At 60.1% G+C, this 26,897-nt stretch carries 31 protein-coding genes and 2 pseudogenes; 17 read left to right on the top strand and 16 right to left on the bottom strand.

Features of this window, described 5'->3' with window-relative positions:
* Positions 1 to 350: 350 nt before the first annotated feature.
* Both LPA44_RS13320 and LPA44_RS13315 read left to right on the top strand, forming a co-directional pair.
* The gene (locus tag LPA44_RS13320; protein WP_330166501.1) at positions 351 to 1,799 is read left to right on the top strand and encodes a cytochrome ubiquinol oxidase subunit I; all 1,449 of its coding nucleotides are present in this window, start codon (positions 351 to 353) and stop codon (positions 1,797 to 1,799) included.
* On the top strand, positions 1,792 to 2,787 hold the full coding sequence (locus tag LPA44_RS13315) for a cytochrome d ubiquinol oxidase subunit II (protein ID WP_230890029.1): 996 nt from the start codon (positions 1,792 to 1,794) through the stop codon (positions 2,785 to 2,787). The genes LPA44_RS13320 and LPA44_RS13315 overlap by 8 nt, the downstream gene beginning before the upstream one ends.
* 118 nt (positions 2,788 to 2,905) lie before the next feature.
* Here the strand turns inward: LPA44_RS13315 and LPA44_RS13310 are convergent, their stop codons facing one another.
* Both LPA44_RS13310 and LPA44_RS13305 read right to left on the bottom strand, forming a co-directional pair.
* Positions 2,906 to 3,478 (bottom strand): DsrE/DsrF/DrsH-like family protein, encoded by a 573-nt coding sequence (locus tag LPA44_RS13310; protein ID WP_230890028.1) that lies wholly within the window; start codon positions 3,476 to 3,478, stop codon positions 2,906 to 2,908.
* 2 nt (positions 3,479 to 3,480) lie between these two features.
* Positions 3,481 to 3,726 (bottom strand): sulfurtransferase TusA family protein, encoded by a 246-nt coding sequence (locus LPA44_RS13305; RefSeq protein ID WP_230890027.1) that lies wholly within the window; start codon positions 3,724 to 3,726, stop codon positions 3,481 to 3,483.
* A gap of 249 nt (positions 3,727 to 3,975) precedes the next feature.
* Here LPA44_RS13305 and LPA44_RS13300 point away from each other — a divergent pair, with 249 nt between their 5' ends.
* The 4 genes from LPA44_RS13300 to LPA44_RS13285 are packed head-to-tail and all read left to right on the top strand — an operon-like array spanning position 3,976 to position 7,313.
* Positions 3,976 to 5,169 (top strand): MBL fold metallo-hydrolase, encoded by a 1,194-nt coding sequence (locus tag LPA44_RS13300; RefSeq protein WP_230890026.1) that lies wholly within the window; start codon positions 3,976 to 3,978, stop codon positions 5,167 to 5,169.
* A gap of 8 nt (positions 5,170 to 5,177) precedes the next feature.
* A complete protein-coding gene (locus LPA44_RS13295; RefSeq protein ID WP_230890025.1) occupies positions 5,178 to 5,669 on the top strand; it encodes a YeeE/YedE family protein in 492 nt (163 codons plus the stop codon).
* Complete coding sequence (locus tag LPA44_RS13290) at positions 5,669 to 6,127, top strand: YeeE/YedE family protein (RefSeq protein ID WP_230890024.1); 459 nt, start codon at positions 5,669 to 5,671, stop codon at positions 6,125 to 6,127. The genes LPA44_RS13295 and LPA44_RS13290 overlap by 1 nt, the downstream gene beginning before the upstream one ends.
* Before the next feature lie 10 nt (positions 6,128 to 6,137).
* The gene (locus LPA44_RS13285) at positions 6,138 to 7,313 is read left to right on the top strand and encodes an inorganic phosphate transporter (protein WP_230890023.1); all 1,176 of its coding nucleotides are present in this window, start codon (positions 6,138 to 6,140) and stop codon (positions 7,311 to 7,313) included.
* A 16-nt stretch (positions 7,314 to 7,329) separates the two neighbouring features.
* Here the strand turns inward: LPA44_RS13285 and LPA44_RS13280 are convergent, their stop codons facing one another.
* On the bottom strand, positions 7,330 to 8,064 hold the full coding sequence (locus tag LPA44_RS13280; protein ID WP_230890022.1) for a helix-turn-helix domain-containing protein: 735 nt from the start codon (positions 8,062 to 8,064) through the stop codon (positions 7,330 to 7,332).
* 89 nt (positions 8,065 to 8,153) lie between these two features.
* Between LPA44_RS13280 and LPA44_RS13275 the strand changes: the two genes are divergently transcribed.
* The 7 genes from LPA44_RS13275 (at position 8,154) to LPA44_RS13245 (ending at position 13,990) form a co-directional block, all read left to right on the top strand.
* Positions 8,154 to 9,263, top strand: a complete 1,110-nt coding sequence (locus tag LPA44_RS13275; RefSeq protein ID WP_230890021.1) for an MBL fold metallo-hydrolase — start codon at positions 8,154 to 8,156, stop codon at positions 9,261 to 9,263.
* Positions 9,264 to 9,266: 3 nt separating this feature from the next.
* Positions 9,267 to 10,532, top strand: coding sequence for an MFS transporter (locus LPA44_RS13270; protein WP_230890020.1), 1,266 nt, complete (start codon positions 9,267 to 9,269; stop codon positions 10,530 to 10,532).
* Positions 10,533 to 10,753: 221 nt separating this feature from the next.
* Positions 10,754 to 10,903 carry a DUF7512 family protein gene (locus tag LPA44_RS13265; RefSeq protein WP_010904017.1) on the top strand — a complete coding sequence of 50 codons (150 nt, stop codon included), beginning with the start codon at positions 10,754 to 10,756 and terminating at the stop codon, positions 10,901 to 10,903.
* A gap of 18 nt (positions 10,904 to 10,921) precedes the next feature.
* Entirely contained in the window at positions 10,922 to 11,899 is a 978-nt protein-coding gene (locus LPA44_RS13260; RefSeq protein ID WP_230890082.1) for a sulfite exporter TauE/SafE family protein, read from the top strand.
* A gap of 112 nt (positions 11,900 to 12,011) precedes the next feature.
* Entirely contained in the window at positions 12,012 to 12,416 is a 405-nt protein-coding gene (locus LPA44_RS13255) for a helix-turn-helix domain-containing protein (RefSeq protein ID WP_010890426.1), read from the top strand.
* A gap of 188 nt (positions 12,417 to 12,604) precedes the next feature.
* A complete protein-coding gene (trxA, locus tag LPA44_RS13250; protein WP_230890019.1) occupies positions 12,605 to 12,964 on the top strand; it encodes a thioredoxin in 360 nt (119 codons plus the stop codon).
* Entirely contained in the window at positions 12,965 to 13,990 is a 1,026-nt protein-coding gene (locus LPA44_RS13245; RefSeq protein ID WP_230890018.1) for an NAD(P)/FAD-dependent oxidoreductase, read from the top strand.
* 247 nt (positions 13,991 to 14,237) lie between these two features.
* On the opposite strand, the gene LPA44_RS13240 is transcribed toward LPA44_RS13245, so the two are convergent.
* The 5 genes and pseudogenes from LPA44_RS13240 to LPA44_RS13220 all read right to left on the bottom strand — a co-directional run bounded on the left by LPA44_RS13240 (position 14,238) and on the right by LPA44_RS13220 (position 17,114).
* Positions 14,238 to 15,356, bottom strand: coding sequence for a tyrosine-type recombinase/integrase (locus LPA44_RS13240; protein ID WP_230890017.1), 1,119 nt, complete (start codon positions 15,354 to 15,356; stop codon positions 14,238 to 14,240).
* Positions 15,349 to 15,600 (bottom strand): hypothetical protein, encoded by a 252-nt coding sequence (locus LPA44_RS13235; RefSeq protein ID WP_230890016.1) that lies wholly within the window; start codon positions 15,598 to 15,600, stop codon positions 15,349 to 15,351. Before LPA44_RS13235 ends, LPA44_RS13240 begins: the two co-directional genes overlap by 8 nt.
* A gap of 348 nt (positions 15,601 to 15,948) precedes the next feature.
* A complete protein-coding gene (locus tag LPA44_RS13230) occupies positions 15,949 to 16,329 on the bottom strand; it encodes a hypothetical protein (RefSeq protein WP_230890015.1) in 381 nt (126 codons plus the stop codon).
* A gap of 66 nt (positions 16,330 to 16,395) precedes the next feature.
* Positions 16,396 to 16,746 (bottom strand): annotated as a pseudogene (locus tag LPA44_RS18430) (type II toxin-antitoxin system PemK/MazF family toxin).
* Entirely contained in the window at positions 16,743 to 17,114 is a 372-nt protein-coding gene (locus LPA44_RS13220) for a MarR family transcriptional regulator (protein WP_230890013.1), read from the bottom strand. The pseudogene LPA44_RS18430 and the gene LPA44_RS13220 overlap by 4 nt, the downstream one beginning before the upstream one ends.
* 185 nt (positions 17,115 to 17,299) lie before the next feature.
* Here LPA44_RS13220 and LPA44_RS13215 point away from each other — a divergent pair, with 185 nt between their 5' ends.
* Together LPA44_RS13215 and LPA44_RS13210 are read left to right on the top strand one after the other, a co-directional pair.
* Positions 17,300 to 17,503, top strand: coding sequence for a hypothetical protein (locus LPA44_RS13215; RefSeq protein ID WP_230890012.1), 204 nt, complete (start codon positions 17,300 to 17,302; stop codon positions 17,501 to 17,503).
* Between the two features lie 12 nt (positions 17,504 to 17,515).
* On the top strand, positions 17,516 to 18,229 hold the full coding sequence (locus tag LPA44_RS13210) for a DUF6338 family protein (protein WP_230890011.1): 714 nt from the start codon (positions 17,516 to 17,518) through the stop codon (positions 18,227 to 18,229).
* A gap of 16 nt (positions 18,230 to 18,245) precedes the next feature.
* Here LPA44_RS13210 and LPA44_RS13205 read toward each other — a convergent pair whose 3' ends face one another.
* From LPA44_RS13205 to LPA44_RS13185, 5 genes are all read right to left on the bottom strand, one after another.
* Positions 18,246 to 18,632, bottom strand: coding sequence for a hypothetical protein (locus LPA44_RS13205; RefSeq protein WP_230890010.1), 387 nt, complete (start codon positions 18,630 to 18,632; stop codon positions 18,246 to 18,248).
* Positions 18,629 to 19,582, bottom strand: a complete 954-nt coding sequence (locus LPA44_RS13200) for a ParA family protein (RefSeq protein WP_230890009.1) — start codon at positions 19,580 to 19,582, stop codon at positions 18,629 to 18,631. The genes LPA44_RS13205 and LPA44_RS13200 overlap by 4 nt, the downstream gene beginning before the upstream one ends.
* A 371-nt stretch (positions 19,583 to 19,953) precedes the next feature.
* Positions 19,954 to 20,202, bottom strand: a complete 249-nt coding sequence (locus tag LPA44_RS13195; RefSeq protein WP_230890008.1) for a type II toxin-antitoxin system RelE family toxin — start codon at positions 20,200 to 20,202, stop codon at positions 19,954 to 19,956.
* A gap of 6 nt (positions 20,203 to 20,208) precedes the next feature.
* Positions 20,209 to 20,529: a winged-helix domain-containing protein gene (locus tag LPA44_RS13190; protein WP_230890007.1), complete on the bottom strand. Its 321-nt coding sequence runs from the start codon at positions 20,527 to 20,529 to the stop codon at positions 20,209 to 20,211.
* Positions 20,530 to 20,609: 80 nt separating this feature from the next.
* The gene (locus LPA44_RS13185; protein WP_230890006.1) at positions 20,610 to 20,747 is read right to left on the bottom strand and encodes a hypothetical protein; all 138 of its coding nucleotides are present in this window, start codon (positions 20,745 to 20,747) and stop codon (positions 20,610 to 20,612) included.
* Between the two features lie 533 nt (positions 20,748 to 21,280).
* On the opposite strand from LPA44_RS13185, the pseudogene LPA44_RS13180 reads away from it, so the two are divergent.
* Positions 21,281 to 21,460, top strand: a pseudogene (locus LPA44_RS13180) (HVO_A0114 family putative DNA-binding protein); the annotation flags it as partial.
* A gap of 959 nt (positions 21,461 to 22,419) precedes the next feature.
* On the opposite strand, the gene LPA44_RS18425 reads toward LPA44_RS13180, so the two are convergent.
* The 3 genes from LPA44_RS18425 to LPA44_RS13170 are packed head-to-tail and all read right to left on the bottom strand — an operon-like array spanning position 22,420 to position 23,325.
* Positions 22,420 to 22,566 (bottom strand): DUF7563 family protein, encoded by a 147-nt coding sequence (locus LPA44_RS18425; RefSeq protein WP_442903392.1) that lies wholly within the window; start codon positions 22,564 to 22,566, stop codon positions 22,420 to 22,422.
* Between the two features lie 8 nt (positions 22,567 to 22,574).
* Complete coding sequence (locus tag LPA44_RS13175; protein ID WP_230890004.1) at positions 22,575 to 23,033, bottom strand: HVO_A0114 family putative DNA-binding protein; 459 nt, start codon at positions 23,031 to 23,033, stop codon at positions 22,575 to 22,577.
* On the bottom strand, positions 23,026 to 23,325 hold the full coding sequence (locus LPA44_RS13170; RefSeq protein WP_230890003.1) for a toxin-antitoxin system TumE family protein: 300 nt from the start codon (positions 23,323 to 23,325) through the stop codon (positions 23,026 to 23,028). The genes LPA44_RS13175 and LPA44_RS13170 overlap by 8 nt, the downstream gene beginning before the upstream one ends.
* Positions 23,326 to 24,650: 1,325 nt before the next feature.
* Between LPA44_RS13170 and LPA44_RS13165 the strand changes: the two genes are divergently transcribed.
* Positions 24,651 to 26,876: an AAA domain-containing protein gene (locus LPA44_RS13165; RefSeq protein WP_230890002.1), complete on the top strand. Its 2,226-nt coding sequence runs from the start codon at positions 24,651 to 24,653 to the stop codon at positions 26,874 to 26,876.
* The last annotated feature ends 21 nt before the right edge of the window (positions 26,877 to 26,897 follow it).

The following is a 26,897-nucleotide window of genomic DNA, read 5'->3' as shown; positions in this document are numbered from 1 at the left end:
AATTGGCTAACGCTGTCCTGATCGACGTCTGATCGCTGAGATAGCGGTTCGTCTCTGGAATGATAGCTCTTTGTCGTCACTCACTGACGGCGCAGCGTGAGCGGTTAGGTTCCTACCGAAGACCACCCTCTCCCTCTGATAGCACCAGTTTTCTCGCACGGCCTCGGTGGTCCTCGCGTCGAGAGGTTCAATGCTGTTCCTCTCGTTTCCAAACCCGGCGTATATCAGAACCCAAACTTTTCTAGGGTATTTGGGAACTTATATCCTCACCTATAAAATTTTGTGGGGGTATCCCGAAATTCGGGAAATCGCCTAATGACTAATCATATTGCGCCCCGCAGTGTCTACCCATGGTCCCAGCGACACTTCTATCCACCGTCGACCTGGGGTGGATGGCCTTGCTCTCTCCAGAAATCGCGAGCCGTATGCAGTTCGGGTGGACGATCTCCGTGCACATCATTTTCGCGTCTCTCTCGATCGGGCTCGCACCGTTTATTATCTACTTCACGTGGAAAGACGTACGGACTAACGAGCAGCGGTATGCGCGGTTACGCTCGTTTTGGGTGAAGGTGTTCGCCGTTGGCTTCGTGATGGGAACGGTCACCGGTATCCCGATGAGTTTCCAGTTCGGGACGAACTTCCCGCAGTTCGCCACAATCGCCGGTGAACTGATTGGTGGGCCACTCGCGTTCGAGGCGAAGATGGCGTTCTTCTTGGAAGCCGTCTTTCTCGGCGTGTTGCTGTACGGCCGCGAGCGGGTCGCGGACCGAACGTACGTCCTCTCCTCGGTCCTCGTCGGCGTCGGTGCTTGGCTGTCGGGGTTCTGGATCCTGGTCGTCAACTCGTGGATGCAGACGCCTCGGGGCTACGAGATGGTCACCCGCAACGGGATGGAGATCGCCAAGCTCACTGACCCGGTCGCAGCGTTCCTCACCCCGCGAATGCCGTGGATGTACGTTCACATGATGAACGCGTCGGTGATAGCGGTCGCGCTGCTCGTCGCGGGCGTCTCGGCATACCTCGTCTGGAAGAAGCCGGACGCGGATGCCTGGAACTCCGCGCTCAAACTCGCCGTCGTCCTGCTACTCGTCTCGGCGCCGTTCCAAGCGGTCCACGGTGACGCCTACGGCCGGCACGTTGAGGATACGCAGCCCCAGAAGTTCGCCGCGATGGAAGCCCACTACGAGACGGGGTCGGCCGACCTCCACCTGCTCGCGTTCCCGAAGTCCCTCGACGCGCTCACCGACCCGCGCGCCGAGAACCTCTTCACGGTGAGTCTCCCCAGAGTCGGGTCGTTCCTCGCCAGTGGCGGCGACTTCGACGCCGAGGTCATCGGCCTGAACGAGTACGAGGAGAACCCACCCGTTGCGCTCGTGTTCTGGTCGTTCCGATTCATGGTCGGGCTCGGGTTCCTGTTCATCGGGCTCGCGCTCTGGGGCGGGTACCTCACGTACCGCGGACGGTTGACAGAGAGTACGCGCTACCTGAAGTCGATGATCGCGGCATCGCCATTCGGCTATGCGGCGTTACTCACCGGCTGGTACGTCACCGAGATCGGCCGCCAACCGTGGGTCATCCAGGGCGAACTCAAGACGAGCGAGGCGGTCTCCTCGACGCTCACTGGGACCGAGGCGACCCTGACTCTCGTCGGGTTCGTTGTCCTCTACATCGCGTTGATACTGACTGCGCTGTACGTCCTGAAGTGGCTGATTCATGGAGAGCTCCGGTCGCTCGGCGTCCAGGAGTCGAGTGCGGGCCGCTGGCGCGGGCCCCTCCCGTGGGTGACCAGCGATGACTGACCCACTGATTCCCGTCGACACGTACCTCGTCGACTCCCTGCCGGAGGTCTGGTTCGGCGCCGTGGTGTTCGCGTTGGGGATGTACATCGTCCTTGATGGCTTCGACTTCGGTATCGGGATGCTGTACGCGACCCGGACGGACGAACACGAGCGGGAGACGTTCCTAGCGGCGTTCGGCCCGGTGTGGGACGCCAACGAGGTGTGGGTCGTGGCGTTCGGGACGATGTTGCTAGCGGCGTTCCCGTGCGTGTACTCGCGGCTCCTGGCGGACAACTATCTGCTCGCACTCGGGTTCGTCGTTGCGTTGGTGTTCCGCGGGCTCGGTCCGGAGCTCCGCGAGCAGCGCGAGGACGAGCGCTGGAAGCGCTACACCGACTACGCCTTCGTCGGCGGGAGCGTGTTCGCGCCGCTGCTGTTGGGGATGCTCGCCGGCCGGTGGCTATTCGGTGGGGCGACGCTACCGGTGGTGTTGACCGGCGTCGGTCTGGTCGCGGTCTCGATAGTCACGGGGGCGGCGTTCCTCGCCGCGAAGACCGACCCTGGGTTGGCGTCGGAGTTGCGTTCGTACGGCGTCGGCGCGACGGTCGCGTACCTCGGCGGCGTGGTCGTCCTGTTGGGGACCGTCGTCGCGACCGATGCGGGTGGGGCCGCCAGCGCGGTGCTCTCGCTGCCCGTCGCTGCAGTCGTCGCGCTCTCTATCGTCGCCGGGGTGGGCGGGAGCGTGCTGGCCAGACGCGGCCGGTACCGAGCCTGGCTCGCGAGCGCGCTGGCGCTCCCCACGCTGCTGACGCTCTTGGTCGCGGTGTTGCTGTATCCGACGGTCTATCCGCCGACCGGACTGCTGGTGAGAGAAGCCGTCGTGTCGCCGCTAGCGTTGAACCTCGTGACCGTCCTCGGATTCCCGGTCCTGCTGCTGGTCTTGTGGTACTTCAAATTCCTTTACGGCGTGTTCAGCGGTCCAATCGAGGGCGAGGGTTACGGCGGGTGACATCCTCCCAGACCGAACTTGGCTGGACAACACGAGCAGGTCGACCGCTTCGGTGGTTTCTGCCCGCCTAAGGCACTGGAAAGCTGGGAATCGGGCTCCCGGGTTTGTGCATCGGAGTTCAGACGAGGAGCTGGATGTCGGCCTCGGCCATGTCTTGGAGGGCGGTCGCCGCGCCGACGCCGGTGGTGACGCCGTCGTAGAAGTCGTCCTCGTCGTAGTCCATCAGGTCGATGGTCATCTGACAGGCCTGGAACTCGACGCCCATGTCGAGGCTCGTCTCGATGAGTTCCTCGATGGTGGCGGTGTCGTTGTCGTCGATTTTCTTCTCCATCATCTTCGTCGTCACGCGGTCCATGCCTGGGAGCGCTGCGACGGCGTTCGGGACGGGCATGTTCGGGTTGCCGACGGAGCTGAGTTTGAGGTTCTTCGAGCGTTCCTCGTGGAGGATTTCCAGCCCCCAGAACGTGTGAAAGACGGTCACCTCGTAGCCGAACGCGGCCGCGGTGCTGGCGAGGATGAGCGGCGGGTACGCCATGTCGAGCGTGCCCTTCGTGGCGATGATGCTCATCTTCTTGGCGTCGTCCTCGCTGGTGGCTTCGGCGAGCGCGTCTTCGAGTTCGTCGACGCGTGCGGCGAGTTCCGCACGCGAGGGCGTGTCGTCGGCGGACGCGTCGGGTGTGTCCGTGCTCATCGTTACTCCGTCTTGCGGACGTAGTGCGTGTACACGTCGTCGCCTTCCTGCTGGTCGACGAGCTCGACGCCGGCGGTGCCGGAGGCCCAGCCTTCGATGTCGCTCATGCTTCCAGCGTCAGTCGCCAATACTTCGAGGATTTCACCCTCGGCGAGGTCGTCGATGGCTGACTTCGTCTTCACTACTGGCATGGGGCACGATGCGCCTTTGACGTCGAGCGTCTCCGTGATGTCGTAATCTGCACTCATGGTTTGTCTGCTCCGGTAGTCTGTCTTGGAGCTATCGCACAATACCTACTACGCAACTAAAAGATTGTCGATTCTTGTGGAAACCACCAACTACTGCTGGGCGAGGGAACCGGGTTTGAACGCCGTAATACCTACAAATAGGCATTTAGGCGTGGTATTCAGAATATCGCCACCCTACAGTATTGCTTGGAATGGGAATTACTATGCAAATGCTTTTGTGCGTCCACCCAGTAGAAGCGACTGCACAATATGAACGCCGACGACTTTCCGACTCCGGACGCCGACGTGGAATCCGTCGATCCGGAATCGCTCAAAGATCGCATCGACGCCGGCGAGGACGTCACGCTCCTCGACGCGCGAATGACCAGCGACTACGAAGAGTGGCACATCGACGGGGAGAACGTCACGTCGATCAACGTCCCGTACTTCGAATTCCTCGAGGACGACATCGACGAGGACGTCCTCGACCAGATTCCCGACGACCGCGAAGTGACCGTCCTGTGCGCGAAGGGCGGCGCCAGCGAGTTCGTCGCGGGCACGCTCGCGGAACGCGGCTACGACGTCGACCACCTCGAAGATGGGATGAACGGCTGGGCGCGCATCTACGAGGCCGTCGAAGTCGAAGGCTACGACGGCGCCGGCACGCTGCTGCAGTACCAGCGCCCCTCCTCGGGCTGTCTCGGCTACCTGCTGTACGACGATGGCGAAGCCGCGATCATCGATCCGCTGCGGGCGTTCACCGACCGCTACCTTGACGACGCCGACGACCTCGGCGTCGACCTGCAGTACGCCCTAGATACCCACGTCCACGCCGACCACATTTCCGGTGTTCGCAATCTCGCTGAGGAGGGCATCGAGGGCGTCATCCCGGAGGCCGCTGTCGACCGTGGCATCACGTACGCCGACGACATGACGACCGCCGCAGACGGCGACACCTTCGACGTCGGCGACGCTACCATCGAAGCTGTCTACACGCCCGGTCACACGACCGGGATGACCTCGTACCTCGTCGACGACAGCCTGCTCGCGACCGGCGACGGGCTGTTCATCGAGAGCGTCGCCCGCCCCGACCTCGAAGAGGGCGACGACGGCGCGCCGGACGCCGCGCGCATGCTCTACGAGTCCCTCCAGGAGCGCGTGCTGACGCTACCCGACGACACGCTCGTCGGTGGCGCGCACTTCAGCGACGCCGCCGAGCCAGCCGCCGACGGCACCTACACCGCGCCCATCGGCGAACTCGTCGAGGAGATGGACGCGCTCACGATGGACGAACAGGAGTTCGTCGACCTGGTCCTCTCGGACATGCCGCCGCGGCCGGCGAACTACGAGGACATCATCGCGACGAACCTCGGCCAGCACGCCGTCGACGACGAGGAAGCGTTCACCCTGGAGCTCGGCCCGAACAACTGCGCAGCCAGCCAGGACTCCCTCGCAGGTGACTAACGACGCCGATGGTACTTGACCCACTTCCACTACAGGTCGCCGCTGAGCTGTTCCCGAACGGCATCAGCCGCTACGCTATCGGCGGACTGCTGGTCGGGCTCGGCGTCACCGTCATCTACCTCGGAACCGGCATCAGCGCCGGCGCCAGCACGTTCCTGGAGTCGACGCTGTCGTACGTCTCCGACCAGTCCCGCTTCCAGCAGTACGTCACCTCTCGGGACTGGCGGCTCGTGTTCACGCTCGGCATCGTCCTCGGCGCGGCCGTCTACGCCGTCGTCTATCAGGGCGGCGCATGGACGACCGACGTCCAGCCGTGGCGGCTGCTCGTCGGCGGTGTCTTCGTCGGCATCGGCACGCGCGTCGGCAAGGGCTGTACGTCGGGCCACGGCGTCTGTGGCGTCGGGTCGGCGTCGAAGACGTCCATCGTGGGCGTCCTCGCGTTCCTCACCGTCGCCATCGTGACCGCACAAGTGGTCGCCGCACTGGGGGTGAGCCCGTAATGAGTGACCGGCATCCAGCGTTCATGCCGTTGATTCTCGTCGGCGGCCTCATCTTCGGGTTCGGGCTCGCGTACAGCCAGATGGCCCGGCCCGAGGTCGTCCTGAACTTCCTCCAGTTCGAGGACTTCGGGCTGGTGTTCGTGATGTTCGGCGGCGCCGCCGTGACGGGCGTGACGTTCTTCCTCGCGCCGCGGCTGTTGGGCCGCGCGCCGCTGACCGGCGATAGCTTCGAGCGCCGCCTGAAGTCCTTCGACCGGAACGTCCTCATCGGTGGCGCCATTTTCGGCGTCGGCTGGGGGCTCTCCGGCATCTGCCCGGGCGCCGCCTACGCGAGCCTCGGCATCGGGAACATCACCATCCTCTGGGCGCTCGCCGGGATGTTCCTCGGCGCGTACGCCCAGGGCTTCTGGCGGAGCCGCAGCCAGGCGCGTGACGCTGCCGTGACGGGCGCAGACTAACTCACTGTTTATGGACCCCGCTCTCATCGCCCTCTTCGTCGGTGCAGCGCTGGCTAGCCTGTTCATGGCGTGGGTTATCGGCGCCGGCTCGAGTGGGGCGACGCCGTATGCCCCTGCCGTCGGGGCGAACGCCATCTCGACGATGCGTGCCGCCCTCCTCGTCGGCCTTTTCGGCTTCGTCGGTGCCGTCACGCAAGGCGGCAACGTCTCGGAAGCCATCGGGAGCGGCCTCGTCGGTGGAATCAGTCTCCCGGTCGCCGGTGTCATCCTCGTACTCGTGTTGGGTGCGGGGCTGATGGCAATCGGCATCACAACCGGCTATCCCATCGCGACGGCGTTCACCGTGACCGGCGCTGTAATTGGCGTCGGCCTCGCGCTTGGCGGCTCACCGGTCTGGCCGAAGTACCAGCAGATTGCCGCCGTCTGGGTGTTGACTCCGTTCATCGGCGGCGGCATCGCGTTCACCATCGCAAGCCTGCTACCACGCCCCGACGTCCCCGAGCGGTACAGTATCCCCGTTCTCGCAGGCCTCGTCGGGGCCGTCCTCGTAAACGTTCAGTTCAGTTTTCTCGGTGAAGGGAGCGCAGCGGGAACCATCCGTGGGCTCGGACAGCGGACGCTGGCAGTCGATGGACTTGCGTCGGCGGTCGGGATTACCGGCTTCGCAGCGCTCGTCGTCGCGGTGGTCGTCTGGTGGGATGTCAGTCGCGACGAGCGCGGTGGCCTGCGGCGTGTGCTGCTCGCGCTCGGGTCGCTCGTGGCGTTCTCCGCCGGCGGGAGTCAGGTCGGGCTCGCCGTCGGGCCGCTGTTGCCGCTGCTCGACGAGGTAGGGATGGTCTCGACGTTCGCCGTGCTCGTCGGCGGCGGCCTCGGGATGCTCGTCGGCTCGTGGACGGGTGCGCCACGGATGATCAAGTCGCTCGCTCAGGACTATTCATCGCTTGGGCCGCGACGCTCCATCTCGGCGCTCGTCCCCTCGTTCCTGATCGCACAGCTGGCCGTGTTGCTGGGAGTCCCAGTTTCGTTCAACGAAATCGTCGTCAGCGCCATCATCGGAAGTGGTGCCGCTGTCGGCGGTCGAGAAGCGGTAGACGCCCGGAAAATCGGTGTGACGATTGGTGCGTGGATCGGATCGTTCGCCCTCTCGTTCGCCCTCGCGTATGCCGCTGGTGCGTTGCTGCTGTAGTCTTTGCCGACCGTCGTTAGTCAGCGGCCTGTTCGATTCGTCGACCGTCCTCGATGCCCAGTGGGTCGGTCGTCGAGGTCGCGGTGACCAGCCGTAGGAACTGGCCCGCGTTCGTGAGCAGTTTGTTCTCTGCCTTCCGGAGGTGTTCTTCGTACGTCGAGCGAGCGACGGCCGTCCGTTCGGCGAGGTCGCGGAGCGACGTCCTCCGGGGCTGTTCGTAGTAGCCGCTTTCGAGGGCAAGCTGGAGTGCGGCTAACTGCCGGTCAGTGATGTCCTCGAACAGCTGATTCGCCGGCGCCAGCATACTGTGGGGAATCTGTGTCTCCGAGATTGACGTCTTCGAGAGGAGTTCGATCTCTCTGTCGGAACGGAGCGATTCGAGCAGTTCGCGCACGTCCTCGCTGTCGAACGCGACGACCGTGTAGTGCTCCCAGCCCTGACGATAGATTGTCGGTGACTGGTACAGGCAGTTGTGCTCCTCGAAGCGGTCGATGACGGAGTCTTCGAGCGAGCAAAGACAGGACTGAGTGACGACGTGATACCCGTTGTCGTCCGCCGATTCGTACAGTACGGTGCCGATCTCGTTGATCTCGTCGAGTAGTTCGTCGGTTGGCGTCGTCTCCGTTGTGATTTCGAGTACTTGGCAGTCGCTCAACGGCCACTCACGTATTGTCAGATCCGGGTATCGCTCCGAAATCCGTCGGTACGGGCATTCGTGTTTCACTCGAATGGAGGCCTCGTACAGTCCCATACGCGTAGGTTCGAACTCGACGTAATTAGCGGTGCCGGTCATGGCCGGCAGTACCCATATGATAATATATCTGCTAATCCAGACTACCGATGCAGGAACTCTCGGCAGCGGAACTCGGCGAACAGGTACAGGATGATGATGGCCCACTCGTGCTGGATATTCGCCACGAAGAAGACTTCCAGGAGTGGCACATTCCGGGCAGCCGTAACGTCGACGTCTACGACGAACTGACTGACGACCCGGAACAGGCCATCGAAACGCTCGACGACCTGCCCAGTGACGAGCAAATCGTTACTGTCTGTGCAGCAGGCGTCGTCTCCCAGACTGCGACGGCCGTCCTCCGAGAGCTGGGGTACGATGCGGTGACGCTGACGGACGGGATGAACGGCTGGAGCCGCGTCCATCGGCACGCGGAAGTCCCCGTAGACGTCGATGGGGCCCTCGTGCAAGTCGCCCGTCCGGGGAAGGGCTGTCTCTCGCATGTGCTCGTCTCCGACGGCGAGGCTGCCGTCTTCGACCCGTCACACAACCTCGACGAGTACGACGCTGTCCTCGACGATTACGACGCCGAGCTCGTCGGCGTCTTCGACACGCACGCCCACGCGGACCACGTTTCAGGGGCGGCAGATCTCGCTGACCGCCACGACGTTCCATACTATCTCCACCAAAAGGATGCGCTTGCACTCGATGCGACGCCGGTCGAGGATGGACAGACTGTGACGGTCGGGAGCCTCGACATCGAGGTCGTCCACACGCCCGGCCACAGCGAGGGCAGCGTCTCCTTCGATGTCGAAGGTGTGGCGCTTCTGACTGGCGATACGCTGTTCCACGACAGCGTCGGCCGCGTCGAACTCGGCGTCGAGGCCGGCATCGAGGACGTTAACGTCAAGGAGAACGCCGCGACGCTGTACGAGAGCCTCCAGCGGTTGCTGGACCGCCCCGACGACGCGCTGGTCCTGCCGGCGCACGATCCGGGATCGCCTGAACCGCCGGTGGCCGCCACACTCGCGGCGGTCAGAGCACGGAACGACGACCTTGGCCGCGACCGGGAGGCGTTCGTTGAGGAGCTCGCGTCGGACATCCCGGACCATCCGCCGAACTTCGAACGCGTCAAGCGGACGAACGTCGGCCAGGAGTCGATCCCCGAGGAGAAACTAGCCGAACTAGAACTGGGCCCAAACAACTGTGCGGCCGAGTAATTCATGAGTACGACAACTGAACTCCGCCAAGGAATCCGCGAACACCTCGGGCAGTTCTCGCTGCACGTCCTGCTCGTGTTCGCGACCGGCCTGACCATCGGCTCCGAACGGACAGTCGTCCCCGTACTCGGGGAGGACGTCCTCGGCGTCGAGTCGTTCCTCGTGATCGGCTCGTTCGTCGTTTCGTTCGGCGTCGTGAAGTCGATCCTCAATCTCTACGCCGGCAAGTGGGGCGAGGAGTACGGCCGCAAGCCCGTCCTCATCGCCGGGTGGGCGACAGCGCTCCCGCTGCCGATTATTCTCATCTTCGCCCCGAGCTGGGGCTGGATTACGGTCGGGAACGTCCTGCTGGGGATCAACCAGGCGTTGACCTGGAGTATGGCGATCAACGCGAAGATCGACCTCGCGGGCCCCGATCAGCGCGGGCTCGCGGTCGGCATCGACGAGGCGTTCGGCTACACTGGCGTCGCCGTCGGCGCCTGGGTCACGGGCGTCATCGCTGGCCAGTGGAGTCTGCGGCCCGAGCCGTTCTACTTCCTCGCAGTGGTCGTCGTGCTGGCGTTCCTCATCTCGATCTTCCTGATCAAGGAGACTGTCCAGTACGCCCAAGCCGAGGGTGACGACGACCATCACGACGCGAACCTCCCGTTCAATAAGGTGCTGAAGCGCGCGACGTACGGCGACCGGACGCTGTTCGCGGCGGCGCAGGCCGGCCACATAGAGAACTTCGTCGATACACTGTTCTGGATTGCCGTCCCGCTGTACCTGACGAGTCAGGGCCTCGGTATCGCGGCGGTTGGGGTCGTCGTCGGTGTCCACAGTGCGATGTACTTCCTCCAGATTGCGACCGGGGGGCTCGCGGACCGCATCGGCCGCCGTCCGCCCGTCGTTGCCGGGATGTTCCTCGCGGGCGCGGGCGTCCTCGGGATGGTGCTCGTCGATGGCTACCTCCCGTGGGCCGTCTTGGCTGGGGTCTCCGGGCTCGGGATGGCGTTGCTGTACCCGAACCTGATGACGGTTCCGAGCGACGCAGCTCACCCGACTTGGCGGTCGGCGGGGATGGGCGTCTACCGGATGTGGCGTGATTCCGGCTACGCTGTCGGCGCGGTCCTGATTGGACTCTCGATGGAGTTCGTGAATGCAGCAGCCGCGTTTTACCTGACTGCGGGCCTGATGTTTGCGTCGGGTGCAGTAGTGTACGTTTGGATGGAGGAGACCCATCCTGACTTTGGTACGCACGAACCACCTGCGCCTGCGCCCTCCGATTGATAACTGACCTGTCGAAGTATCCAATTTCGACAGTATCTACGATTTTATCGCCCCTCTCTTTGGTGTTTACCTACTCGTGTTCATTCGATAAGTTATAGAGTGCTGCCGCAAATAGTATTGTGCAGTCGTCCCAAAAGTGTTAATACCCACTGCCGGTTACGGTGCCATGTGCAGAAAAGTATGATTCGCACAAACCCGGTTCGGATGGGTGGACCGCAGCGATGATCGACACGCTGTCGCTCCCACCGACCGTACAAGCAGCAGGACTGATCGGCACCGTATTGCTCGAAGCGATAGTCCTCCACGTCGGCTACGGTGTCGTTACGAAGGCGCTTGGGCCGAACGTAAAACAAGCGCTCGGAGGTGAGTAAGCTGTGGAACTGCTCGGGATGAGTCTGCTGCTCGTCAGCTTCTTCGCCGGGTTCGGGTTGCTCATCGGCATCCTCTTCGGCTTCTTCGGGATGGGCGGGTCGTTCCTCGTCACGCCCGCACTACTCGTGATGGGTTACCCCTCGCGGGTCGCCGTTGGTAGCGGACTCGCGTTCGTGTTCGGTACGAGCGTCATCGGCGCGCTCCGCCACCGCGATCACGGTCACGTCGACTACAAACTCGCCGTCATCATGACCGTCGCGATGACGATCGGCATCGAAGCCGGCAAGCGTGTCGTCGACGCCCTCCACGCGGCAGGGAACGCCGACCTGGTCATCAGCGTCGCGTACGTTGGCCTGCTGGCGACGGTGGGGATATTCACGCTCCGTGACGCCCGCGCTAGCGGCACCACAGCGAGTGTCGACCTTTCCGAGCGCGTACAGGCACTCGAAATTCCTCCGATGGTGACGCTCCGCGGAGACGTTCGGGTATCTGCGAGCATCATCTTCGGTATCGGTCTGGTCGTCGGCGTCCTCTCCGGGCTTCTCGGCGTCGGCGGCGGCTTCCTGTTGATGCCCGCGATGATGTACGGGCTGGGCGTCCCCGCTGCCATCGCCGTCGGCACGGACATCCTCCAGATTACGATTTCGGGAGCGTTCGGCGCCTTCGTCTACGCCCGCGACGGGTTCGTCGCGATTCCGGTCGTGGCGACGCTGCTCGCCGGGAGCGCGCTCGGCGCGCGCATCGGCGCGGGCGTCTCGAACATCGTCGACGAGGACGACATCAAGGGGTACTTCGCGACGATGCTACTCGCCGGCAGCGTCGCCGTCGCCGCCAAACGCGTCGGCACCGCCTACGACATCGCCGTCCTCAACACTGTGAGTATCGCGCTCATCTTCGGCGCGACCGTCGTCGTAAGTGGTGCGATCCTGTTGGCTGCGGTGTGCCAGCTTCGCGACGACAACGCTGACTTCTGGTGTCGCCTGTCGGCGACGTAACCCGTGGTCACGGGGAGCGTCTAACCCTGTTTCTCGGGCCGCTATAGCGCACAATTGTGCAATCCATACAAAAATCTTATAACTGCACAGCCCCTACGATTGAGTGATACTAATGCCAGATTCGATGTCCGAACAACTCCGTCAGGATATGGAGTGTGAGGGGCTTCTGGAGTGTTTCCACGGCCTCAAAGAACTCGACAAAGAGTGCTTTCAAGCGCTCGTTGAGGCCGAGGAACCGATGACCGTCGACGAACTCGCGGAGGCCGTCGACCGGGAGCGTTCGACGGCGTACCGGGCCGTTCAGCGGCTCCTCCAGACGGGATTCATCGAGAAAGAACAGGTCAACTACGAGCAGGGCGGCTACTACCACGTCTACTCGCCAAGCGATCCGTCTCAGATTACGGATGACATGCAGCGGATGCTCAACGACTGGTACGCGAAGATGGGCCAGCTCATCCAGGAGTTCGAGACGAAATACGAACAGCCCGATAGCGTGCCCCAATCTGCCGAAAGCTAACGTTTCTTGTCCCTTTGACGTGTGCTTCTGCGGTCCCGCAGCCCCAGCTAGTCGCTTAATCCTATCCCAAAACCATATCTGCTTCTCATAGCCGCGCGCGGTTACGGTGTGGTAGGTGAGTTACCGGCCAGTAGTATTGTGTAGTACGTCCAAAACTCTTAACTACTGCACTCACATACTATCGAGTGATGGCAACCGATACTGCAGCCACGACTGGCACCGCAACGCCTGACGAACCACTCTACGTGAACGGCCAGACAGAGCTCGATGACGTCACCAGCGACAACGACGTCGTGCTCGCGGACTTTTACGCCGACTGGTGTGGCCCCTGCCAGATGCTCGAACCCGTCGTCGAAACGCTCGCCGAGGAGACCGACGCGGCCGTCGCGAAAATCGACGTCGACGAAAATCAACCCCTCGCCAGCGCGTACGGCGTGCGTGGCGTCCCCACGCTGGTCCTCTTCGCGGACGGCGAGCAAGCCGAGGAAGTCGTCGGTCTCCAGGGCGAAGACCAGCTTCGAACGCTCATCGAGAGCTACACCGAGTAAATGACTCAGGATATCCACGACCTCGTCATCGCCGGGTCAGGAATCGCCGGCCTCTCGGCAGCGGTCTACGCTGCGCGGGCCGACCTCGACCCCCTCGTTCTCGAGGGCGACGAGCCGGGCGGCCAGCTCACGCTGACGACCGACGTCGAGAACTACCTCGGCTTTCCCGACGGCGTCGGCGGGATGGAACTCGTCCAGCGCGGCAAAGAGCAGGCCGAGCAGTTCGGCGCCCAGTTCGAACACGGCCGCATCGAGGCTGCGGACCTGGACGGCCAGCCGCTGGAGCTATCGCTGTCGACCGGCGACACGCTCTACACGCGGTCGCTGATCGTCGCCACCGGCGCGAGCGCGCGCTGGGTCGGTGCCGAGAACGAAGACGAGCTGATGGGGGCCGGGCTCTCGACGTGTGCGACCTGTGACGGCGCGTTCCACCGCGGCGACGATGTCCTCGTCGTCGGCGGCGGCGACAGCGCCATGGAGGAAGCGTTGTTCCTCGCGAAGTTCGCCGACTCCGTGACGGTCGTCCACCGACGTGAGGAGCTGCGTGCGTCCGAGATCATGGCCGACCGCGCTCGCGACCACGACGACGTCCAGTTCCGCTGGAACACGGAGCTCGAAGCCATCCACGGCTCCCAGGAGACGGGCGTCACCGGTGCCACGCTCGTCTCCCACCCCGATGGCTACCCCACGGAGAAGGCCGAGTCCGGGGTCGACGTCGAGCGGGAGACCGTCGATGTTGGCGGCGTGTTCTACGCGGTGGGCCACACGCCGAACACGCGGTTCCTGGATGAGACTGCCGTCGAACGAGACGAAAGCGGCTACATCTTCACGCAGGCAGACGATGTCGGCCGACCGACGGCCCGGACGAGCGTCGATGGCGTGTTCGCCGCCGGCGACGTCGCCGACCCCCGGTACCGCCAGGCGATCACGTCCGCCGGCACCGGGAGTATGGCTGCCCTCGATGCCGAGGAGTTCCTCGAGACGCTGCGCGAATCAGACGAGCTGACGGCGACTGCGACCGCCTAACTGTTCACCCTTCTCAGGAGGCGGTGTTCAGATAAGGATTGAAAGGTGAGGCGGAGCGTTTTCTGAGTGATCTATGCCCGAAAACGCTCGCCTCGACGAGAATATCGACCTCTGTGTTGAGGAGGCAATATAGGTCAACGCGGCTCAGTGTACTGTCCGAGGTTTCAGGCTTTTCGAGCCTCGGTCAGCGAGGATCCCATACGTCTGTTTTAGCCTCTAAAGTTCCTCACTGCCGGCGTTTCGCGCCTCACTCTTCGTCGGTGTTGTTATACCGGACCTTCTCGATATCCGCGCTCAGGTCCTCGGCCCGCCGCTCCCGATAGGAGGCGTGGGTTGTCTCGATGGACTTGTGCCGGAGAACCTCCTGTGCGCTCTCGGCAGTAACTTCGCCGTAGAGATCGTGGCCGAGTCCACGCCGGCCGCCGTGCGGTTTTAAATAATCCCCATCAATATCGACGTTCGCCTCCTCGCAAAGCCGCTTCAAGAGCGTTCTCGCGCCCTCTGTCGTCAACGCAGGCGGCACAACCGCATACTCGCGCAGCACCTCGTCGATTTCGCAGTCTTCCAGGACTCCCTCGATTGCCTCGTTCCCGTACTCGCGTTCGCGTAGCTGCTCGCGAACGGCCCGGTATTTTGAGGCTGCATCGCCGGTCGGGATGACGGGCCACTCGTCGGGAGCGTCGATGAGCCGTCGGTAGCGCCCCAGCTTCTCGGTGGTTACCCCCGGGAGCGACACCGATTCTTGGTCGCCGGACTTCCCGAGGACAGTCATCACGCCCGCCTCGAGGTCGGCGTCTTCCCACCGAAGGCCGTTGCGGCGGTCGTCGCGACTGACGCTGCAGACCTCTGCTCCACGGACGCCGGTATCCGCAAGGATGTAGACGAGGGAGCGGTCCCGGAACGCGTGTGCGGCGTCGCTGCTGTCGTTCTCGAGTGCAGCATGGGCGCGCTCGTCGACGTGGGCGAGCAACCGTTCGCGAGCATCGGCAGTCCAGAATTGTTGCTCGACGTCGTTGCTCTTCGATGGGAGTACTTCTTCGGCGGTGGTCGTCGCGAGCGGGTTTTGGTCGATTTCGCCGCTGCGTTGCCACCAGCCGAAGGTGGCGCGAGCGAGCGCGAAATACGTCCGGATGGAGTTCGCGGCGAGGTCGTCTTCTTTCACGAGGTGGATAACCCAATCTCGAGCGTCCTGTTCGTCGACGTCTGGGACGCGGTCGACGTCGTTGTTCGCGGTGAGGAACTGGAACAGGTTGTTGACGGCGACCCTCGTGATTTGCTGGGTCTGTGGGCTTTCGAGGCTGACCATCCGGTCGTCGAGGAGGGTTTCGAGGTCGCGAACCCCAGGGGTAGCGTCGTTGTTAGACATCTAAATCACGCTGCCACGTGTTGAAACACTCCGTATCGTGGAGTACGAAGGATTTGTAGCGGACGCCTCGGCCACCGCCAGCGCCGAATCTGAGGGTGGTGTGGAGGTGGTAGTTGCTGGTGTCGAGGTCCTCGTCGCAGCCAGCACAGGCGACGACTTCGCTGTTGTTTACGACGGTGCGTTTAGCGATTGGGCCAGCATCGACGTTTTGGTGGGATATAGACGCTCGCTGTGGGACTTCCATTGTTCGTGCTTACGGGAGGGCGGCCACCCTCTTAGTTCTGGTTTGTTTTACGCTTCTAAACCAAACCAACTCTGTCGGAGCGAAATCACGGCTTTCGGGCTCTGAAGCGCCTGCTATGCCGGAATAAGCGCAATCTTAAACTACATACCGCTATACAAAACTCTGGGATCTGGAAGATAACACAGATTCTGCGTTTGGATTTCTACAAACCACCAACCAGACAATACATGGCACGTCTGGCAAATCAAAATAGTACTGCCGCTTACGACGGGTAAGCGGACAATGAGGCTACTCGAGTTCTTGAACAGCGTTCACAACTTCAGTGTCGTCCGGCATTGTCTTCAGGTATCACCGCATTCGAACGTAGTATTCGGCGGCGGCTATCACCCCGATAACAGCGAGGAAGAACGGCCAGACACCGAAATAGAATGCTGTGAAGTCTTCCATCGAACCTCCCGGTAGTCTGTCTGCGAGACAGTACCCAGAGAGCAGAATTGTCAGTAGGGGAGCGGTGAATAGGTTGTACTCGAAATAGAGATAGAATGGGATAGCCCCAAGGAGGAACGGGCCGATGATCCAGTACGACCACGCCCCAATCTGGGTGGCAATGGTAGTTTGGGGGCCAGGACCACTTCCACCTAAAATGGAGATGAGCCACCAGTTGAGAAGTACAGTATTCAACACTCCTCCGGCAACTGCGAAGGTAAGACGGCTGTTCAGGGAGGGCATTATTTTACAAATTACTAGCTACCGACATAAATGCATCCAATTTTGAATGAAAATGTGGTGTATATGCTACTGAAGCTCCTCAACGAGTGCAGCAACCGTCTCGTCAACGAGATCTCCGGCAAGACACCCCTGCCAGAAGTCGATATCCTCGTGGTCAATGGATTGGACGCCCCACGGGACGATCCGACTCTCGTCCGGTGTCCCGCCACGAAGCCAGCTCTCCTCAGGAATGGCGAGGAGGCCATCCATCCAAGACTTCGACGTTAGTGTTACTGCGATATACTGCTCGCCGTAGAACGGACGGCCTTCGTGGTTCGAGAGGATAAGCTAGGGACGAGCGTCTTCTTCGCCTTTGAACGGGTCATCGCCGTAGACGACATCGCCACGCTCAAAGATCGGTGTCCCTTCGTCGGTCACTGTTCATCCTCGACGCTCGGGTGGGGCTTCTGGGGTGCGTGCTCGCGCCACGCCTCCTTATCCTCTGTACCGAGTTGGTCGTTGAACAGTGCGGTCGCCCGTTCGTAGCCGCTGTATCCTTCGAGGCGCTCGGCGTCGTCGGTTATCGCCCAGTACGTCGCCTTGTGTTCGACCAGACCGCGATCCTTCAATCGTGAGAGTGCAGTGCTCACCGCCCCGTCGTCAACGCCGATCTGAGAGGGAATTTCGCGCGCCTTGAACGCCCGATCCTCGTTGGCGGCGAGAAACCCGAGAACCTGATCAGGGACCGAAAGATCCGCGAGCTCGTCCTCGCTCGTGTTCTCGAACATATCTCGGTCGATGGACATCGTTGAAAGGAGGTACGTCATGCCCTGTAAAGAGTGTTAGGTGTGAAAGCTACGAAATTGCTGAAGGTGAATTACTGTCCATCGCGAAGGCGGTCGAGAACCGTATGCATTGAGACGGCCAGTCTCAACTACTGTCTGCAACAGCGGGGAAACTAATATCCCAGACTGGTAATAAAATATCCTGCATGAGTAATGACGGCAAAAATCAGGATACTGACGAACAAACAAACCGTTCTGAAATAATTGCTAACTCCCGTTCTCGCGGTGAGCAAGAAGCTCTCGGTGGTGAGCGGGAAATCCCTGAAGACGCAGACCACGTCACGATGGCTCCGGAACACATCCCGACGCAGATGCAAACAGACGACAAGTCGAGTACTGAAGACGAGTAGAGACCTGCCCTAATGCCAGCAATTTCCCCGGAGAATGTCCTTTTATCGTTAATCGTTGTTGCACCCGGTTTCATCGCAGTCTATACCCTTATCATATTTGGCGGTCTCAGAGAGACTCTCTCCGATGGGCGACTACTCGGTGCGAGTATTGCAGCAGCGTTCATCATCGATCCACTATTCTTCTGGGGTTACACGCTGTTTGGCGGGGAAATCACCGACCCAACAGCAGCAGTCGGATTATTCTTTGAAGGCGGATTTCGACCAGAGCGTGTTCTCATACTCGCACTTCTCTCCGTAGTGGTCGGAATTCTGGGGGCTATTGCTATTAGTGGCGATTTCACCTATGCCGCTCGCAATAGACTTCAGCGACGGTTTGACGTGAATAGCCACCCACACCAACCCTGGGAGGGCTCGCTGAGGACAGCGTTCGTCGTTCGAGTATTAACTACTGATTCGTGGTATCAGGGATATATTGTTGAGTGGAGTGAGTCGGGGGATGAACGCCAGCTTGCTTTGGGCCGTCCTGCCGAATGGGATGGGAGTGACTGGTCAAAGATGGGTCTGGAAAAGATTCTCTTTTTTGAAGATGACATCGAACAGATTCATGTCGTCTCAGAGGTCGACTCAGAGGAGGAGGAAACGAACCCCAATAGTCATAGCAACGACGAAGAGGCAGATAATAACTCTAAACCGTGGTACAGGCGACGGCCGTCAATATTTCAATAGCGTTTAGTTACTGAACTCAATTTTCACGGTCTGGATCAAGCCCGCGCCCTTCCATAATCAACTCTCCAAGACGCTCGGGATTCTCGATAGCCATTCGATAGAGCGCATCATGGATTTCCCGCGTCTCAACGTTCTTGATGCCTTCTGAGACAAGAAACGGCTGCACCTCCGCCGTATCAACCCGCTGGAACTCCTCAAGAGTCTCCTCGCGCGGGTACGTCGAATACTGGCGGACGTCCTCCGTCCCGAACTGTGGTTCTTCTTTCGGGTTCACTTCCTCTTCTTCCTCGCTGGTGGCGTCCTCTGCCGGCGACTCCATCTGCTCCGCGTCTTCGGCCGTCTCTTGCTCGGCCGGGTCGTCGTCCGCGTCTTCCGCGCTCTCGCCGAGGTCGAATCCACTCATGCCTGCATCCCTCCGTTCTCGACGATATCAGCAAGCGTCTCGAAGTGCTCTAGCTGCGGGTTCTCCGGGTTGTATGCCGTTAGCGGCTGGCGTTCCTCGTAGGCGTCCCCAAACTCGCTGGAATGCCGGATGCCCGGCTTGAGGTGGAGGTCCCCGTTATCGATCTGTTCCCACTGCTCGGCCGTGATTCGCGCAAACGACGGGATGTGTTCGTCCAGGACTTCCTCGACGTCGACGCCGTCGTGAAGCTCGGGCTGACTGCCTTCCCAAGAGGCGCGACGGCCAGCTTCGAGGTAGGCGGCAAACGTGGGGTCAGTGTTCATCGACTCAAGCAGGTTGCGGTCCTTCGTCCGCTGGTCGATCCGTTGGGAGAGGTTGTTCGGGATGGTTGCGAGAATCTCGAAATCGAAGGCTTTCCGAATGTCCATCACGAGCTTCTTCGACGTCTCCCGCAGGCCGTTCAGGGCTTCTGGAGCCGGCATGAGGGGGAGAATCGCGTTCGGTGCGCCGACGACTGCGTTGTTCACGAGCTTGTTCCGGGAGCCGGGGACGTCGAAGAGGATGTAGTCGTAGTCGTCGCCGAGCAGCGGGTCGACGAGCTCGTTTTTGAGTTTCATGTCGCTCGCGAAGACGTCCTCGCGGGCGAGATCGTCGTTGACGCGTTCGAGGTTGAGTGCGGGGATGAAGTCGAATCCGTAGCCGGGAGACTTGATGATTTCTTGGGGGTTGGCGTCGTTGAGGAGGACGTCTCCGAGGTCGGTTTTGTCTTCGTCTTCGCGTGTGTAGTATCCGAGGCCGGTGGAGAGGTGGCCTGCTGGGTCGAGGTCTGCGACGAGGACGTTGTGGCCGCGGTTGCCGAGAACGCCGCCGAGGGTGTTTGCGCAGATTGATTTGCCGAAGCCGCCTTTGAGCATCGCGAATGAGACGGCGCGGGGTGTTGGCTCGCTCATCGTGGTAATTTCTATAATTCTTCTCATGTTAAAACTTTGCGTGATTTTAGGGAATTGCATAGTTTCCATAATTTATAGAAATTGTGGCTGTGTAGGGGCTGAATCACGAGATTTATAGAAATTATAGAAATCGTAGACTCTACGTAATGTGTGGGAATCACAGAATTTGCATACATTATGAGAATCCCAGGCCGCATAGAAGTCACCTAATCTACACCGGCAGTGTTTGCTACAGGTCCGTAGTGGCATGGCATCGCTACAACGTTCGGGAGCTCGTCGCTGGGGGCCACTTACCCCTTAGGAAGGCGGATGTCGCCAGATGTGCTCATTCGTGAACGGCCTCGGGTTAAGCCCCGAGGCTCTCGGCCTGCTCATTCGTAGACGGTATCGCGAGTGTCGATTTCTAGGACTCTGAGTTCGTCCTGGTTGGTGTGCCAGTCGATGATCGCACGGCGTTTGCCGATTCGAAGCGAGTAGTCGTCTCGGCCCTTGAGTGGCTTCAAATGCCGGCTAGGGTTGTCGCCGGCTTCGCCTAGTTTGGAGCGGATTCGGTCCTCAATGTCGTTGGGGAGTGCGTCCAGTTGCTTCTCGACATCAGGATGCAACAGTACCGTCGCCATCCGTACCTAGAGTTCAGCCCATTCGTCGGAGTCTTTCCGGTCTTCGACGGTTTCGGCAGTTTCAGTGTTGAGATCGGGGGCGACTTCGGCCCACCAGCCGACTGCTCGTGCGCCGAGTTTCTTTCGTGAGACGAGGCCTTGATCGGCCATCTCTTCGAGTCGGTTGCGGACGCCTTCGGGGGTGATTTGTTTGCCGAAGCGACGCAATCCGTCTGCGACCTCGGGAGCGGTGAGGACGGGGTCGTCTTCATAGTCGAAGACTTTGAGGATGTCCTGCTCGGTCACTGTTTCTTTGAATTGGCCGGTATCGTCGCGTCCTTGGCTCATAGTCTGGATTTAGCGCCCGAACCCCATAACCGTTTGGCTCGTGCAAACCGGTCATGAGCCGCCAGAAATGCTGCTGGGTTCTAACCGTCGCTGGATTCCTCGCTGTTCTCGTCTTCGCCGGACGCTGAGTGGTCTTGGGTGTTCGTGGAGAAACTGGCCGTATCGGCGTCTAACCGACTCCACTCGTCGGTGGATTCTCCGACGCTACTACTCTCCATCTCAGGGCTGTCTCGCCCGCTATCTGTGGGCTCATCCATGGAGAAACTACTGTTGCCGTCTCCACTCACACCCTCGCCTAACCACCTCGTAACATCAGTCGCCTCGTTGTCCATCAACTTTCCCTCAACCTCAGACAGACCAGTATCCCTTACGTCTCCTGACTCGCTGCGAGACGCGGGCAAACATAGACGATGATGAGTTTGAGGCAATTCCGGAATTTGAGACAGTACGTGAGATTATCGACCGGATAGAGACAGCGGAGGATACCGACTCAAAACTCGCAATTGTCCACAAGCGCCACCTCCCCTTAGAGGAGCCAGCCGAGGAGTAGACACGCTTTCTCGAACAGGGGGATGAGGTTACTACGAATCTACATTGACGGCCCCGCTACGGCAGAGACGCCAACGTCTGAGTCGCCGGCTGACAGCCCCAAGGGCGATGACTCACGGTCGGAGACCTCCGGTGAAGACGGTGCATCCTTGAGTTATCCACTCTCGGAAGAAGCCGTCTCGGCGGCCGGTCAAGCGACGGGCGTCTCGACGACCGGAAACCGCCGGAGGTCTTGGAGAACGTCAACGAGCTCGCAGACTACGGCCTGCTTAAACTCGAGGAGGATGGGCAGGCGAAACGGCCGGTCGTCTGGTACGACGAGATCGACGTCGACCTCCCGTTGATGTCGACGGAAGCCCAGCAAGACGCAGCAAACGCCTAACGGACTGGTTCTTCGCTTGGGTCGGTGCTATTCTCGCCCTCCACGTTAACCAACACAGACCGAATCTGCCGGCAGGTGTTGGTTAGAGTAGTATTGGCTGAGCGACCCCGACTTACCTAGCGGTTGCCCGGTCGTGTGAACAAGAACACAGTCAGGACACAGTGTTGCGGCGAATTAGTGTCTAAACGGGTGAACGTTCCAATCTTCCCATCGGTTCGTTCACACAGGATTCCCGATTTCGTGTGCACATCTCGAAAGTCCATCCTCTCGACGTGGAATCCCGAGGGTTCACGCGGAAACTCGTTTCCTCGGGATCCTATGAATCGCTAAGTACAGGGAAAAGGCTCATCGATAGCGTATTACGCTCGCCACGTGATGGGACAACACTCTATTGAACGGTAATCCAGTCTTCTGTCTGAAAGTCTGCAACGCAGCGTTCGCAGATAAGCACATCCTCGATGACCTTGCCGCCTTCCAGACGTAATGTGTACTGCCTTGAGGTAGCCCCTACGCAGTTGAAGCACTCTCCCATAATGATTCTTAACTAACAATACATCCGTGGTGTCTTATAACATTCGGTTATTTATAATTAACCGAGTAAATTTTGACGGTGGGGTATTGGTCCACTCGCATCCTTACTGAGCGCCTATTTCACTAGAACTGCTGCGGAATTTATGCGTCAAGATGGGTTTCTGCTGCGCTGTGCGGAACTGTGGGGAGTGTTTTGGATTGGTGGCCTTAGCCACACGCTCCGCATTCTGTTTGAGTGCGTTCGCTAACCAACAACTGGGCTTTGTATACGCAAGTGTTGGTTAAGACGAATGGGTCCAGCCAGCGGCCGCTCACTACGATTCTCCAGCGGACGTCCAAGTAACCCAGTCGACGTCCGGAAAGCCCGTACCTATCGTCAGAACGGCCCGATAGAGACCCGACACACCTGCATCCGGATAACTTTCGATTCAGCTCCGCGAGTCACGCACGCCATCGCGACCACGAACCTTATCCTCACAACTAGGGTAGGCACGCGGTTCCGCGACGCCATCTGGTGTGAACACACGAACATACTCCGAGGTCACGTGCCCGCCGCAATTCTGGCACTCAGGCATCCGTTTGGTCAGGCGGGTGCGGGTTCGTCGCTGGATTCGGCCCCGACCAACTCAACATCCAGATGGATGCGTTCGTAGGGGAGGTACGGCCGCTTCGCCTGCCCTTCATCGACGATGAACAACAGACCGTAGTCTGCAAGCCGAGTGACGTCGTCGTGGACCGTCCGATAATCGCGGTCAAGCGTCTCTGCAAGCGCAGAGATGCTCTCTGCGGCACCTTCGGCCGCGATAAGCACCCGCAGCAGTTCGAGACGTCGGTTTGTGAGCACTTTCCGAAGTTCATCGACCGTCGCGAACGAGACGACTGCCGGCTGCTCGTCGCCATCGCTGACTGCATCAGCAGCGGCAAGCGTCTGCTCGCGTGTGTGGTCGAAGCCCTCGACGGTAACGCGAAGGACGTCAGGATGGGGGCGGTCGCGGGGGTCGCGGTACTTCTCGGGCCAGCCGTCGTCAGGCGTGTCAGTCATGGGTTTCGTTGGTGGGGTAGTGCTCAACTTCGGTGAGGAAGCGAGCGACGTGGGTTGTCAGCGAGTGGAACGTGATTTCGGTGTCGTCGCCGGGTGTGATGTGGCGGTGATGCCAGCCGAGTGTATCGTCGTCGTGGGCGTTGTCGTATCGGAGCAGTTCGCCTTGTTCTGGGTGGTAGTATTGGAACCGGTAGAACCACCCGCCGGGATAGTCGTCGTCGGGGACGGCAAACAACTCGATGCGGCCGCCGGGGACAGCTCGGTTTAGCTCCAGCGGGTGGCCGTCGGTCATCTGCTACCTGCTATAGCCTATGGGGTCATACCCCATAATGTTTGCCACGGAACGCAGACTCCAACACTCAACAGCCGAGTGAAACTTTAGTCTAACTCCACCCCACCCCATACTCAGGCACTAATGTTATGAATGAGGGACTCATTCAATCAATTGGTTCCAATCATCACGTGGGTGGCGCAGTTAATCCACCTACGCACTAAGCCTTCTCAGCGACGGCTATATCGAGTGTATACGAGGTCGACTTCATCACCGCGCTATCCGTCGATTTTCGCGCGCACGCGGAACGTGGGGCTTTATTTGGGCGGCCGTGTTATGAATGGATGGCAGTATTCCACTGCCACCTGCGTGATGATTGGAACCATCATTGCAGGCTTCACGGTATCGGAGACGATGAGATGGGTCGTGACAACGGCCCTCCGCCTCATGGCACTCATCGTCACCGTCGTGCGGCTCAAGCGGGAGTAAGGGCCGTAAGGCCCCTCCCTACGATATGAGCCGGGGCGGCGATGGCCGTCCCACTCAAGTGACGATGGCTCCGGACGAGCGATTGAGTTTCGTATCGGTCATCACGCAGGTTTCTCCCCTCAGAAGATAGTGGTGTAGACTCACTTGGCGAAAGTTTAGCACCAAACTATACTGGTGAAGATATAGGGTCTGGCGTTCATTTAGTGTATCAGACTCTTCTTCACTGCATCTAATGGTGCCTAAAACGCCTGTAAGTGTAATGAGCTTCGTGTCATTACACCACTGGTTGTAAGAGATGATCGAGTTCAGTGTGCTTAATGCGGCCACTACTATGACCAGCCAGCAGCGCTAATCCTACTCGAGGTGTCTTGGTAGCGCAAGATTCCGGCCCAAGCGGTGAAGGATGACAAATCGAAGGCTTCGGTAAACTGGTCGGTGGTGCACATTATCAGTAGTTGTCAGCCCAGTTTCTTTATCCAGAATAAGGGCTGAAACAGCCGCTACATACAGAGAATATACATGCGCTCATGCGTAGCATATTGTTGATGTAGAGCTGTCTTGCGATTGTGCTACAGACCGAACTAGATACGAACTAGGTCGCTAAGCAGTCTAACGGTCAGTTTCTATCCTCGAACCCTTTGGGGGAACTGTATCAACAATCTCCTACGGAAGAGCGATATACATGATCGTACGTCAGCCACACACCTGTTTATCGTATCAGCCCGGGGCGAATTTTTATTCCGTTCACCTGACTACCCAATAGCACTGTACAACCCCACGACGAGTCCGACCTCATCGGTAGTTGTTGACGCACTCAAATTCTTGAACACTCCCAACTCTTCACACCCACAATCACGATGGACGAATCCCACTTCGAAGCCTGGTCTCGATACGACGACAACAACCAGCTCCTCAAACTCTCCCTCACCCAGACCGACAAAGGCACCGTCGATGTTGTCGCCGCTTGCGAACGCGCCGTCAACATCGTCGACGACGGCTGGGCGATGAAAGACCTCTATGCCGTTCCCATCTTCGAACCAGATACCGGCCGCCCAACCAACCGATACGTCCGCTACCACCCCCAAGACCAGACAATAAAATACTACGACAGCTCCAAGAACCTCCCAACAACAGTCGACGCCACCGACATTACGGACACGAATCTTGCTCACCGCCTCAAATGGTGGCTTCCCGAATACAACGACAACATCGAAACCCTCGATGAATCCAAACTCCCGCCGGAAACGATTGCTCCAATCGACACTATCCCTGAACCAGATATTGGCAAGTGGTTCGGAGACATCCGTTCTGTCGTCGACGCTGAACGTGACGCGACCCTCACCGCCAGAAAGGAAGCCTACAACTCACAGCCGGCAAGCCAGCCATCTCGAGATTCCCGGCTGACGGGGCCACTCCAGCCAACCGACCACGAAATCAACAACCAGAACGCCTTTTCGGCAATCCTCATCACTGAGGACCCGGACGAGCCAGAACGCGACCTCGACCTCCGTGATGATGCCGGCATCTTCGAGGACAACCACTACTATGTCGTCTGTGAGGACGCCACCGACCTCGACCCCATCCACGTCGTCGCCACCGACGTGAACACGCGCCGCCTCCGCCTCGAAGCAGTGAACAACGACGTGCATCGGCATTCAGAAGTCGGCCAATACCTCACGGACACCACGAACCAGCTGTGGCTATATCAGATCCTGAATCCCACGCCCTTCGACCGTCGCGACGCTGCTATCCGAAGCGTCAAAGCTAGCCACGAGAAACGGGACCTCCTCACCGGGAATACGGACATCGAATTCACCCCGAACAAGTATGCGGCTCCGAATCCGGCGGTTGACCTGAACGACTCCCAGGAACGCGCGCTGATCTGGGCACTGGCTGCAAATGACTGCGTCTGCATCCACGGGCCCCCTGGCACTGGTAAAACCCGGACACTCACAGCGTATATCAAGGCGGCTGTGGATGCGGGCCAACAGGTGCTCGTCTGCGCTCACTCGAATCCCGCGGTCGACAACCTCCTCGTCGGAGACAGCACCCTCACCAACCCGGAGGAGGGAACGCTGCACGCGATTGCAGAGCGCGACGATACCGACCTGACTATCGCACGGGTTGGTCGGAACTCCACAAGTGAAGTCGCTCAAGGCTACTACGGTGCGACACCACCGAGTGGGGCAGACGTAGTTGCGGCGACGACAAACGGAGCAGCAGAATTCGACCAGGACACCTTCGACGTCGCAGTGGTTGACGAAGCGACTCAAGCAAGTCGCGCCGGCACGCTTATTGCATACGATGCCGCCGAGAAATTGGTGCTGGCGGGCGACCACAAGCAGCTCCCACCGTTCAGCGCCAGCGACGACCTCTTAGGCGACGAGCAGCGGCCGTCGCTGTACGAAGCCCTCCTAAATCGGTACGGCAACGACATCGCCGTGATGCTCACGAAACAGTACCGGATGCACAAATCGATTGCAGCGTTTCCGAACGAACAGTTCTACGATGGTATGCTTGAGACGGCTACCCGGAACGAATCGTGGACACTCGATGGCCTAGAACCCTTGCTTGGAATCAATCTCGTTGGGGACGAACAGACCAGATCGGGTGGGCATTCGAAATTGAATCCGCAGGAAGGGGAAGCAGCCGCCCAACAGGTCAGTATCCTCCTCCAGCAGGGAGTTCCGGGAAGCGATATCGGCGTGATTGCGGCCTACAGCGCACAAGTCGAACACATCAAGCAGGAGCTCGCGACGGTCGAGGCGGACGGTGTCGATGACGTGAGTGTGGACACGGTGGACGCCTTTCAGGGGAGCGAGCGAGAGGCGATCATCGTCTCGCTGGTACGGAGCAACGCCGAGAATCGGAGTGGGTTCTTGACTGTGCCGGAAGAAGGCCCGCGGCGGTTGAACGTCGCGTTGACACGCGCTCGGAAACGTTTGGTTGTGGTTGGCGACTGGGAAACACTTGGCACCCCTGCGGACGGAAAACAGTCTGACGAGTCGTGCGCGGACCTCTACACAGCGTTAGCTGATGCCATCGACGAGCACGGCCGTATCATCTCTCAACCGGACCGCTAACAGACGCCACACGAAGACACG

The sequence above is a fragment of the Halobacterium sp. KA-4 genome (assembly GCF_021028995.1).
Classification (GTDB): Archaea; Halobacteriota; Halobacteria; order Halobacteriales; family Halobacteriaceae; genus Halobacterium.
This window is presented reverse-complemented; position numbering and strand designations above follow the sequence as displayed.